Origin of the sequence: Phenylobacterium sp., from assembly GCF_035276905.1 — a bacterium.
Taxonomy (GTDB): Bacteria; Pseudomonadota; Alphaproteobacteria; order Caulobacterales; family Caulobacteraceae; genus Phenylobacterium.
In genome coordinates, this window is the sequence record NZ_DATELG010000136.1 from 1 (window position 1) to 9,517 (window position 9,517).

8 protein-coding genes are annotated in these 9,517 nt (G+C 71.3%); 5 read left to right on the forward strand and 3 right to left on the reverse strand.

Annotated features, from left to right (window positions below):
• The coding region (locus tag VJS38_RS06175; RefSeq protein ID WP_324087279.1) for an FUSC family protein at window positions 1-621 on the reverse strand (621 nt) is incomplete at its 3' end.
• A gap of 133 nt (window positions 622-754) precedes the next feature.
• On the opposite strand from VJS38_RS06175, the gene gyrB reads away from it, so the two are divergent.
• The 3 genes from gyrB (at window position 755) to VJS38_RS06190 (ending at window position 4,671) form a co-directional block, all read left to right on the forward strand.
• The gene (gyrB, locus tag VJS38_RS06180) at window positions 755-3,193 is read left to right on the forward strand and encodes a DNA topoisomerase (ATP-hydrolyzing) subunit B (RefSeq protein WP_324087280.1); all 2,439 of its coding nucleotides are present in this window, start codon (window positions 755-757) and stop codon (window positions 3,191-3,193) included.
• 189 nt (window positions 3,194-3,382) lie between these two features.
• Window positions 3,383-4,324 (forward strand): slipin family protein, encoded by a 942-nt coding sequence (locus VJS38_RS06185; RefSeq protein ID WP_324087281.1) that lies wholly within the window; start codon window positions 3,383-3,385, stop codon window positions 4,322-4,324.
• Window positions 4,325-4,341: 17 nt separating this feature from the next.
• Window positions 4,342-4,671, forward strand: a complete 330-nt coding sequence (locus VJS38_RS06190) for a hypothetical protein (RefSeq protein WP_324087282.1) — start codon at window positions 4,342-4,344, stop codon at window positions 4,669-4,671.
• Window positions 4,672-4,683: 12 nt separating this feature from the next.
• Here the strand turns inward: VJS38_RS06190 and recQ are convergent, their stop codons facing one another.
• Complete coding sequence (gene recQ / locus VJS38_RS06195) at window positions 4,684-6,492, reverse strand: DNA helicase RecQ (protein WP_324087286.1); 1,809 nt, start codon at window positions 6,490-6,492, stop codon at window positions 4,684-4,686.
• 267 nt (window positions 6,493-6,759) lie between these two features.
• On the opposite strand from recQ, the gene cysK reads away from it, so the two are divergent.
• Window positions 6,760-7,749, forward strand: a complete 990-nt coding sequence (gene cysK, locus VJS38_RS06200) for a cysteine synthase A (protein ID WP_324087283.1) — start codon at window positions 6,760-6,762, stop codon at window positions 7,747-7,749.
• A 47-nt stretch (window positions 7,750-7,796) separates the two neighbouring features.
• A complete protein-coding gene (locus tag VJS38_RS06205; RefSeq protein WP_414692415.1) occupies window positions 7,797-8,174 on the forward strand; it encodes a very short patch repair endonuclease in 378 nt (125 codons plus the stop codon).
• Here VJS38_RS06205 and VJS38_RS06210 read toward each other — a convergent pair.
• Window positions 8,171-9,481 (reverse strand): glycosyltransferase, encoded by a 1,311-nt coding sequence (locus VJS38_RS06210; protein WP_324087285.1) that lies wholly within the window; start codon window positions 9,479-9,481, stop codon window positions 8,171-8,173. The two genes, VJS38_RS06205 and VJS38_RS06210, sit on opposite strands and share 4 nt — an antisense overlap.
• Window positions 9,482-9,517 lie beyond the last annotated feature (36 nt).

The window sequence follows — 9,517 nt, forward strand, 5'->3', positions numbered from 1 at the left end:
TGCGGCGTCCGGGCTCCAGCCGAGGCGCGCCGGCTGCGGCTGAGGCGCGCCCGGCCAGCGGCGGCGCAGCGAGCGGGTGGAGAGCCAGCTCACCAGGATGCAGGCTGTCGTGCCGGCGATCACCTCGCGGGCGCGGGTCGCGGCGACGGAGACCAGCGGCGCGCCCGGATGCGTCATCTGGTCCAGCAGGATCATCTCGAAGGTCAGGCCGACGAACAGCCAGGCGTAGGCGTGGCGCCGGGTGATCGCGCCATAGAGCGTCAGGCCGCCGACGATCGCCAGCGCGCCGGCCGCCCGCCAGGGGCTCGCGGCGACCCGCGGCGTGACCGCGAGCGCCAGCAGCGCGCCGAGCCCCGTGCCGGCGATCCGCAGAAGGCCGCGGACCAGGGTGTCGGAGACGTGGCCGCGCATCACCATGTAGCCGGAGAAGGCGGCCCAGGAGATGTTGTGCGCGTCCGCCAGGTGGCCGAAGGCGACGGCCAGCAGCACGGAGGCGACGCACTCCAGCTCGTCGACCATCCTGGGCCCGGGCGTGGCGAATCCGCGCGCTTCCGCCGCGAGCTTGTTCAGCCTGCGGACGAGCGCGCCGCCGCGCCAAATAGATGCAGAATCACCGGCCATTTCCTATATAGCTGGACACTCTAGGAAACCGCGCACGCGCGCAGGCGCGCGAGGCGCAGGGCAGTCCCACCCAAGGGCGTCGAGGGCCGAGCCGGCCCGGAACCTCCGACGGCGACCCCGAACCGGACGAAGCATGAGCGAAGAGATCGAGACGAACGGCAATGGCCCCGATTCCAATGGTCAGGCCGAGTACGGCGCGGAGTCCATCAAGGTCCTGAAAGGCCTGGATGCGGTGCGCAAGCGGCCAGGGATGTACATCGGCGACACCGACGACGGTTCGGGCCTGCACCACATGGTCTACGAGGTGGTCGACAACGCCATCGACGAGACCCTGGCCGGCTGGGCCACGCGGGTCGAAGTGATCCTGAACGCCGACGGCTCCTGCACCGTGACCGACGACGGCCGCGGCATTCCCACCGACATCCACGAGGGCGAGGGCGTCTCCGCCGCCGAGGTCATCATGACCCAGCTGCACGCCGGCGGGAAATTCGACCAAAACTCCTACAAGGTCTCCGGCGGTCTGCACGGCGTCGGCGTCTCGGTGGTCAACGCGCTGTCCGACTTCCTGAAGCTGAAGATCTACCGCGGCGGCCTGGCGCACGAGATGGAGTTCCGCCGGGGCGACCCGGTCTCGCCGCTGGCGGTCACCGGCAAGGCGCCGCTGCGGGCCAACGGCGAATTCCTGTCCGGCACCGAGGTCACCTTCATGCCCTCGACCGAGACCTTCAGCTTCATCGAGTTCGACCGCAAGACGCTGGAGCACCGGCTGCGCGAGCTTGCCTTCCTGAACTCCGGCGTGACCATCTGGCTGAAGGACCACCGCGAGGCCGAGCCGTTCGAAGAGGTGATGAGCTACGAGGGCGGCATCGAAGCCTTCGTGCGCCACCTCGACAAGGCCAAGACCCCGCTGATCAAGCAGCCGATCATCGTCCGTGGCCGGAAGGAGAACGTCGAGCTGGACCTGGCGCTGTGGTGGAACGACGGCTACCACGAGAACGTCCTCTGCTTCACCAACAACATCCCGCAGCGCGACGGCGGCACGCACCTGGCGGCCTTCCGCTCGGCGCTGACCCGCATCATCACCGGCTATGCCGAAAGCTCGGGCGCGGCCAAGCGCGAGAAGGTCTCGGTCTCCGGCGAGGACGCGCGCGAGGGCCTGACGTGCGTGCTCTCGGTCAAGGTGCCCGATCCGAAGTTCTCGTCCCAGACCAAGGACAAGCTGGTCTCCTCCGAGGTGCGCCCGGCGGTGGAGAACCTCGTCAGCGAGGGGCTCTCGACCTGGTTCGAGGAGCACCCGAACGAGGCCAGGACCATCGTCCAGAAGATCGCCGAGGCCGCCGCCGCCCGCGAGGCGGCGCGCAAGGCGCGGGAACTGACGCGCCGCAAGTCGGCGCTCGACATCACCAACCTGCCCGGCAAGCTGGCCGACTGCTCGGAGAAGGATCCGTCGAAGTCGGAGATCTTCCTGGTCGAGGGCGACTCGGCCGGCGGCTCGGCCAAGCAGGCGCGCAACCGCGAGAACCAGGCCATCCTGCCGCTGCGCGGCAAGATCCTGAACGTCGAGCGGGCGCGCTTCGACAAGATGCTGTCGTCGGACCAGGTCGGCACGCTGATCACGGCGCTGGGCGCCGGCATCGGCCGCGAGGACTTCGACATCGAGAAGATCCGCTACCACAAGATCGTCATCATGACGGACGCCGACGTCGACGGCGCCCACATCCGCACCCTCCTGCTGACGTTCTTCTACCGGCAGATGCCGGAGGTGATCGAGCGCGGCTATCTCTATATCGCCCAGCCGCCGCTCTATAAGGCCGCCAAGGGCAAACAGGTCCGCTACCTGAAGGACGACTCCGAGCTCGAGACCTATCTGATCGACGAAGGCATCGACCAGGCGCACCTCGACCTTTCGAGCGGCGAGCGGCTCATCGGCCAGGACCTCCTGGGCCTGGTGCAGACCTCGCGCGGGGCCAAGGCCAACGTCGAGCGGCTGGCGGCGCGCGCGCCCGCCTTCGCCATCGAGCAGGCGGCGTTGGCGGGCCTGTTGGTCGAGGGCGGCGATCCGGCCGCGGCCGCGCAGCGCCTCGACCTCTACGCCGAGGAGGGCGACGGCGCCTGGAGCGGCGAGCCCGCCGCCGGCGGCGGCTACGCCTTCAGCCGCATCAAGCGCGGCGTCTCCGAGCGCCTGGTGCTGGACGAGCTTTTGCTGCACGCCGCCGACGCGCGGCGGCTGGCCGAGCGCGCCAAGGAGCTGTCCGAGGTGTTCGCGCGGCCCGCGACCTTCATGCGCAAGGACAAGTCGACCACCGTCCGCGGCCCGATAGACCTCGTCACCGCGGTGATGGACGCCGGCCGCAAGGGCCTGACGATCCAGCGCTACAAGGGGCTGGGCGAGATGAACGCCGAGCAGCTGTGGGAGACCACCCTCGACGCCGACGTCCGCACCCTCCTGCAGGTCAAGGTCAGCCACGCCGACGACGCCGACGACATGTTCACCCGCCTGATGGGCGACCTGGTCGAGCCACGCCGCGAGTTCATCCAGGAGAACGCCCTGGACGCCGAGGTCGACGTCTAGGACGAGCCGCCGCCACGCCCGGACGGCGCCAGCCCTCACCGCCCAGAGGCTGGCGGCCGACGGCGCGCTGCTGGGGACGCCGCGGCTTGGACGCAACAATGGCCTGAGCTGCACGTTCTGCAGGATGGAGAGGCGGGCTGTCTGAGCGCCCCGCCCAGGGCTGCGCCTTTCGAACCTGGGGCAGGTCCGATGCGGCAGGCCAGCGCAATTCCGTTCTCCGTCTTCATGATCGCGAGCCTTCTCGGCCTCAGCGTCGCCTGGGGCGCGTACGGCGCCGGCCATTATCTGCTGGGCGGCTGGATCGCCGCGGCGGGCTTCGCCGCCGGCTACGCCCTGGCGGCGGCGATCAAGGTCGCCAATCAGTGGGAGCGCGCCATCGTCCTGCGCCTGGGCCGCTTCATCGCGCTCAAGGGGCCGGGCCTCTTCCTGATCATCCCGGTCGTCGACAGCGTGCCCTACTGGATCGACCTGCGGGTGATGACCACGACCTTCAAGGCCGAGCGGACGCTCACCAAGGACACGGTGCCGGTCGATGTCGACGCCGTGCTGTTCTGGCGGGTGGTCGAGGCCGAGCGCGCCGCGCTCGAGGTCGAGGACTACCACACCGCCGTCGCCTGGGCGGCGCAGACCGCGCTGCGCGACGTGATTGGCAAGACCATGCTCGCCGACATGCTCGAAGGCCGCGAGAAGATCAGCCGCGAGCTCGGCCGCATCATCGACGAGCGCGCGCGCCCCTGGGGCGTCGACGTCATCTCGGTCGAGCTGAAGGACGTGCTGATTCCGCCGGGCCTGGAGGACGCCATGTCGATGCAGGCCCAGGCCGAGCGCGAACGGCAGGCGCGGATCATCCTCGGCGACTCCGAGCGCCAGGTGGCCGAGAAGTTCCAGGAGGCGGCGCGCACCTACGCGGACGATCCGACCGCCTTCCACCTGCGGGCGATGAACATGCTCTACGAGGGCCTGAAGCAGAACTCGACCATCGTCATCGTGCCCTCGACGGCGGTGGAGACGATGAACCTGGGCGGCGTGGCCGGGGTCACCGCCCTTGGCCTGGAGACCGCCAAGCCGGCGCCGAAGCCGCACGGGCGGCCGGGAGCCGAGCCGAAGCGCGGCATCCGCCCGGCCGCTTGAAAGGAGGAGTGTCGGCCATGCATGTGTTCATGCTGTTCACCGGCGGCGGTTCGCTGGTGATCCTCACCTCCCACGCCTCGATCGAGGATCCCGAGCTTCTGGCGAAGCTCGCCGGCAAGGGGATCGACAAGTTCCTCGCCTACGAGGCGCCGCTGCCGCTCGCCCAGGCGCGCTACGGCATGCATTTCGACATCGTGGCGCGCAGCCTGGCCGAGACGGACGACCTGCGGGTGCTGGACTTCGACGGCGCGCGCGCCGCCCGGCTGTTCCGCTTCGAGGAGATGAGCGGGCCGATCGCCCACGAGGGGTCCACGATCGCATCCGCCGATCCGCTCGTCGCGGCCTAAGGGCGCGCCGGGCTACTCGGCGAAGCTGCGGACCACCTCCAGCACCGCCTCGCCGTAGCGGGCGAGCTTGCCTTCGCCGACCCCGGAGATGCGCTCCAGGGCCGCGCGCGAGCCTGGCCTGGCCTGGGCGATCTCGGTGAGCGTGCGGTCGTGGAAGATGACGTAGGGCGGCACCGCCTGCGCCTTGGCCGCGCGGCCGCGCCAGGCGCGCAGCGCCTCGAACAGCGGCTGGTCGGCCGGCGACATCTGGGCCGCGGCTTCGCGGCTCTTGCGCGCCCGTTTCTGGCGCGCGGGCGCCGCCTGGGCGCGGACCAGCACCTGGCGCTCGCCGCGGTAGACCCCGCGCACGCCCTCGGCGTCGCCGAGCCCGAGGAGCGGGCGGCCGTCGTTGGGATCCTCGCGCAGCAGGCCCTCGAACAGCAGCTGCTCGACCAGGTCGCGCCATTCGACGGCGGACAACTCCTGGCCGACGCCAAAGGTCGACATCGCCGCCTCGTGAGCGGTGACGTCCTTGGTCTTGCCGAGCAGGTGATCGATCAGCCGGCCGCGGCCGAACCGCCCGCCCAGCCGGTGCACCGCCGACAGCGCCTTCTGGGCCGCCTGGGTGGCGTCCTTCGAATCCGGCGGGCTCACGCAGATGTCGCACTGGCCGCAGGGCTCGACGTTGGCCTCGCCGAAGTAGCGGCGCACGCCGGCCGGCCGGCAGCTGGTCCCCTCCAGCAGGGCATAGAGCTGGCGCACCTTGCGCACCTGCACCTGCTTGACCGCCTCGTCGACCTCGCGCTCGCCGGTGCGGCGCAGCGCCCAGGCGAGGTCGGAGGAGCCGTAGAGGGTGATGCCCTCCGCAGGCTCGCCGTCGCGGCCGGCGCGGCCGATCTCCTGCCAGTAGGCCTCGATCGAGGCCGGCGGGTCGGCGTGGATCACGAAGCGGACGTCCGGCTTGTCGACCCCCATGCCGAAGGCGATGGTCGCCACCATCACCGCGGCGTCCGCCTCCAGGAACTGCTCGAGCCGCTGGCTGCGGACGTTCCGCTCCAGGCCCGCGTGGTAGGCCAGCGCCGGCACGCCGGCCTGGCGCAGCGCCTCGGCGATCCGCTCGGTTCCCTCGCGCGAGCCGGCGTAGACCACGCCGGAGCGGCCGGGGCGGGCGGTCACCAGGTCGACCACCCGCTTCTGCGCGCCGCCCTGCTTGCGCTCGGCCGAGAGGATCAGCTCGGGGCGGGCGAAGCTCGCCACGAATTCGCGGCTCTCCTGCAGCCGCAGCTCGGCGCGGATGTCCTCGCGGGTGCGGTTGTCGGCGGTGGCGGTGACCGCCAGCCGCGGCACGTTCGGGAACAGCTCGGCCAAGCGCCCCAGCATCCGGTACTCGGGGCGGAAGTCGTGGCCCCACTGGCTGACGCAGTGGGCCTCGTCGATGGCGATCAGCGCCAGCGGCGTGCGCGACAGCCGCTCCAGCATCCAGGGCTGCATCAGGCCCTCGGGCGAGACGTACAGCAGGTCGAGCTCGCCGGCCTCGATCCGCCGCCAAGTCTCGGCCTTTTCGCCCGGGTCGATGTTGGAATCCAGTCGCGCCGCGGCGACGCCCAGCTGCTGCAGCCCCGCGACCTGGTCGGCCATCAGCGCGATCAGCGGCGAGACCACCAGGCCCAGGCCCGGACGCATCAGGGCGGGGATCTGGTAGCAGACGCTCTTGCCGCCGCCGGTCGGCAGCACGGCCAGGGCGCTGCGCCCGGCCAGCACCTCGCCGATCACCTCGGCCTGCAGCCCGCGGAAGTCCGCATGACCGAAGGTGCGCCGCAGGATGGCCCTAGCCTGGTCCATTGGGGCCTCGTCCAGCGGATCGAAATCGGGTTCGGCGAGCGAGGCGCGCATGGCGAGGGTTTATGCTGGCAAATCGCCCGCTTGGCGATGCGGCATTCACCCGGAGGGCCCTTTTGTCCGTCATCCCGCCCGGAGCGCAGCGGAGAGCCGGGATGACGGTGTTGGTTTCAGTTGTGGGAGCTTCCCCATGAGGGGGCATCTTCCAAATCCTAGCGGAATGCTTAGGGTCGGCGGCGAAGGCCGCCTCCTCGACGAAAGGTCCGTTTCATGGACGCCACCCCCGACAAGGTCTACGACGCCGCCCGCTACACGCGCGCCGGACGGGGCAAGATCTACGACTCCATCATCGACACCATCGGCGACACGCCGCTGGTGCGCCTGCCGCGGCTGTCGGCGGCGCTGAAGCCCAAGGGCGAGGTCGTCGCCAAGCTCGAGTTCTTCAACCCGATCGCCTCGGTGAAGGACCGCATCGGCGTGGCGATGATCGAATACCTCGAGGCCAAGGGCGTGCTGAAGCCCGGCGGCACGATCGTCGAGCCGACCAGCGGCAACACCGGCATCGCGCTCGCCTTCGTCGCCGCCGCCAAGGGCTACAGGCTGACGCTGGTGATGCCCGAGAGCATGTCGATCGAGCGGCGCAAGATGCTGCTGCTGCTGGGCGCCAAGCTCGAGCTGACCCCGCCCGAGCGGGGCATGGCCGGCGCCGTGGCCCGCGCCAAGGAGCTGGTCGCCGCCATCCCCGGCGCGGTGATGCCGCAGCAGTTCGACAACGCCGCCAACCCGCTGATCCATCGGGTCTCGACCGCCGAGGAAATCTGGAACGACACCGAAGGCCGGGTCGACGCGGTGGTCTCCGGCGTCGGCACCGGCGGCACCATCACCGGCGTCGGCCAGGTCCTGAAGGCGCGCAAGCCCTCGGTGCGGATGATCGCGGTCGAGCCCGAGAACTCGGCGGTGCTGTCGGGCGGCCCGCCCGGCCCGCACAAGATCCAGGGCATCGGCGCGGGCTTCGTGCCCTCGATCCTCGACCGCGGGATCATCGACGAGGTGGTCCAGGTGACCAACGACGACAGCTTTGCCATGGCCAGGCGCGTCGCCCGCGAGGACGGCGTCCCGGTCGGCATCTCCTCCGGCGCAGCGCTGACGGCGGCGTTCGACGTCGCCAGCCGCGACGACATGGCCGGCAAGCTGGTCGTCGCCATCATCCCGAGCTTCGCCGAGCGCTACGTCTCGACCGCGCTGTTCGAAGGGCTGTGACGCAGGACTCCACCGACGTCTTCGACAAGGCCCAGCGCTCGGCGGTCATGCGGCGGGTGAAGGGCCGCGACACGGGGCCCGAGATGATCGTGCGCCGGGCGCTGACCCGGCTCGGCGCACGCTATCGGCTGCACCGCAAGGACCTGCCGGGCTCGCCCGACGTGGCGATGCCGGGGCGCCGGCTTGCGCTCTTCGTCCACGGCTGCTTCTGGCACGGCCATGACTGCGCCCGCGGATCGCGGGTCCCGAAGCAGAACCGCGACTACTGGCTGGCCAAGGTCGACCGCAACCGCGCCCGCGACGCCCGCAACGGCGAGGAGTTGGCGGCCATGGGCTGGCGCGCGGAGACGCTGTGGGAGTGCGAGCTGAAGGACGCCGGGGCGCTGGAGGCGCGGCTCAAGGCGCTGCTTGCGCCCACGCCTTAGGCGGGCGCGAGCGCGCGCGCCTGAGCCTCCAACAGCTCCACGATCGGTGAGGCCTCCGCCTCCGCCCGGACGCGCAGGCCCAGCCGGCTTGCGGCTTCGGCGAAGGCGGGTTCGGCGAGCAGCCGGTGGACCGCCGCGGCGATCTCCTCCACCGCGGCCTGGGCCGGCAGGCGTAGACCTGCGCCGCGCTCGGTGACGCGGCGGGCGTTGTCCTCCTGGTCGCGGCCGTGCGGCAGGATCAGGCTCGGCAGGCCCTGAGCGAGGGCGCGGATCAGGGTGCCGTGCCCGCCGTGAGTGATCACAAGGGCGGCCTCCGCCATCACCGCCACGTGCGGGGCCTGCCGCACGACGACGGCGTTGGGGCCGGGGACCAGCTCGCCCGGGTCGATCGTCTCGCCGGTTGTCAGCAGCACGCGGACCGGCAGGCCAGCCAGGGCGTCGAGCACCCGCTGCAGCACGCCGACATGGTCCTGGAAGCTCGTGGAGAAGCCGACCAGCACCAGCGGCCGCGCGTCCTGGCCCCAGGGCGAGATCCAAGCCGGCGCGGCCGGCGGGTCGCTGATCTGCGGGCCGACATAGCGCACCCAGTCCGGTCGATCGCGCCAGGGGAAATCGAAAGCCTCGCTGGTGGCCAGCAGCAGCGGCGCGCGGGCCGCCTTGAACTGGCCGGCGACGTGCTCCAGGGGCTTCAGGCCAAGCTCGGCGCGCGCCGCGTTCAGCGCCGGCAGGCCGGTGTCGAGCAGCTGGCCGACGCCAGCGCGGACCTCGGCCAGCACCCGCTCTTCCTCGGCGTCCCGCGGCGGCGCCAGGCCGCCGCCGAAGGGCGGCGACCCCGGCAAGGGGAAGATGCAGATGTTGGTGGAGAGGACGGCCGCCGGCTGGCCCAGCCGTTCGCAGCCGGCAAGCACGCCCATCAGCATGTCGGACGTGACGACCAGGTCCGCCGGCCGCTGCGCCAACTCCTGCACCAGGTCCTGCGCGTAGGCCAGCGCCGGCCCGGCCATGACCCTGGCGACCATCCGGCCGATCGCCTCGGGTGGGCTCTTGGCCTCCCAGTCGCGCAACGGGTCGGTCCCGCGGGAACGGTCCGGCCGGTTGGGGGCGCGTGCCCAGCCGATGAAGGTCGCCCCCGCCGCCTCGCAGTCCGCGCGTTGGCAGTCCTCGGCCAGGATGCGGACGGCGTGTCCGCGGGCGAGCATCTTCTCGGCGACAGCGAGCACCGGCGGCAGGGTTCCACCGCCTTCCCAGGTGGAGAACAACAGGCTGAGCGGACGTTGCGCCCCTGGGGCGGCGTGACGGGTGGGCATGACCTCTCCTATCGTTCTGGGCGCGCGATATCGTTC

Excerpts from the sequence above, each read along its gene's own strand:
- cysK (WP_324087283.1), top strand. The coding sequence starts at position 6,760 with ATGGACGCCACCCCCGACAAGGTCTACGACGCCGCCCGCTACACGCGC.
- VJS38_RS06210 (WP_324087285.1), bottom strand. The coding sequence starts at position 9,481 with ATGCCCACCCGTCACGCCGCCCCAGGGGCGCAACGTCCGCTCAGCCTG.
- gyrB (WP_324087280.1), top strand. The coding sequence starts at position 755 with ATGAGCGAAGAGATCGAGACGAACGGCAATGGCCCCGATTCCAATGGT.
- recQ (WP_324087286.1), bottom strand. The coding sequence starts at position 6,492 with ATGGACCAGGCTAGGGCCATCCTGCGGCGCACCTTCGGTCATGCGGAC.
- VJS38_RS06190 (WP_324087282.1), top strand. The coding sequence starts at position 4,342 with ATGCATGTGTTCATGCTGTTCACCGGCGGCGGTTCGCTGGTGATCCTC.
- VJS38_RS06205 (WP_414692415.1), top strand. The coding sequence starts at position 7,797 with ATGCGGCGGGTGAAGGGCCGCGACACGGGGCCCGAGATGATCGTGCGC.
- VJS38_RS06185 (WP_324087281.1), top strand. The coding sequence starts at position 3,383 with ATGCGGCAGGCCAGCGCAATTCCGTTCTCCGTCTTCATGATCGCGAGC.